Source organism: Pseudoalteromonas sp. BMB (assembly GCF_001709235.1).
In the GTDB taxonomy this organism is placed as follows: domain Bacteria; phylum Pseudomonadota; class Gammaproteobacteria; order Enterobacterales; family Alteromonadaceae; genus Pseudoalteromonas; species Pseudoalteromonas maricaloris.
Genome location: NZ_MBQA01000016.1, coordinates 1 through 1291, shown reverse-complemented (window position 1 = coordinate 1291; position 1291 = coordinate 1). Strand labels below are relative to the sequence as shown.

Below are 1291 nucleotides of genomic sequence, written 5' to 3'. Positions count from 1 at the left end.
AGAGATTAAATCTTTTATCAGCACTAAACTATAATAGTTTAATTTATATAAAAGTGTAGAGTAGGGGGCGATACGAGGGTGAGAGCATACTTCGTTAACGACCATTAACCGAAGATAAGCTCTGCCCTGAATTCATCGTCAAAACTGGCCCGAACGCACTTACCACGTATCGAATCTTTACGACCTGTGTGCTGTTTTACCAAGTTGCGAACGACCCGTCTGAACAGCGCCATGTTTTCCGCCGAAATCGGCTCACTGATCTGGCAAGCATCTTCCTTAAACACCACATCCAGTGCCCAATGCTGCTGGTTCTCGATGTGCCAATGGTGGCGGATAGCTTTTTGTAACATCTGTGCATCAGGCTCAACTGAAGTGACATAAAAGTGCGTGTCTATTTTTGTTATCGACTCGGATTTTTTGTGTCTTTCAACCGCTACTAGCGAAGTGAGTCCAGGCCATTTTTCTCTTATCTCTTCAGGCAGATTGTCGGCCTTCAGAACATAAGTGATGCGTGTTTCCTGACGTCCATGACCATTGCTGACTTGTACATCTTCAGGCAAATTCTTTTCTTCTTCAAAGGCTGTTTCAAAACATGAAGTGACTGCTTTATAGAGTGTTTTCTGATTTGCTTTGACCTGAACCAGATAGTCAGCCCCTCTTGAAATCAATGCTGAAAGTGTCGCTTTCTGACAATGTAGTGCGTCTAGTGTGACGATAGAATCTGAAATATCGAGCACATCTAATAAGGCCCTAACTGCCGGTATCTCATTGGACTTATTTTCTACCGTTCGCTGATACAAAGTTAAACCAGACTCACAATCAAAAGCGGACACCAAGTGTAAGTTATCCTCACGCTTTTTACTGGCACCGCGCAGGGTTTTGCCATCAAACGCAATAATTGGCTTACCAGACTGAGAGCGCTGTTCGTTGACCCAACTGAACAAGGCCAAAACCAACGAATCAGTCTCCACTGTTTTAAGAATTCGTGCAATGCTATGTCGCGTTGGAATACCGTGCTTAAATGCTCTGAACTGCCTGAGCCAAGGCAGTTTACTGTGCCCGAACACCTCGATATCTTTCCAGCCTTCACAACCAGATAAAACCGCCGAGATGATAAGAAACAAAACATCAGCAAGATCATGATGTTGATTGATAGAAGAACGCTTATCTTCAACAAGTTCAAGGTGGCTAAATAACGACATAATTAACAAGTAGATAGTGATAATGTGGGCGTTATTAGATCAGAAAAAGACCGGGTGTTAAAGCCTTTTTACAAAGTGTGATCCCGCCG

The 1291-nt window shown here is 43.3% G+C and carries 1 protein-coding gene; it reads right to left on the bottom strand.

What is annotated here, in order from left to right; all coding sequences use genetic code 11:
* Positions 1 to 104: 104 nt before the first annotated feature.
* Positions 105 to 1202 (bottom strand): ISAs1 family transposase, encoded by a 1098-nt coding sequence (locus tag BB427_RS02180; protein ID WP_069018801.1) that lies wholly within the window; start codon positions 1200 to 1202, stop codon positions 105 to 107.
* Positions 1203 to 1291 lie beyond the last annotated feature (89 nt).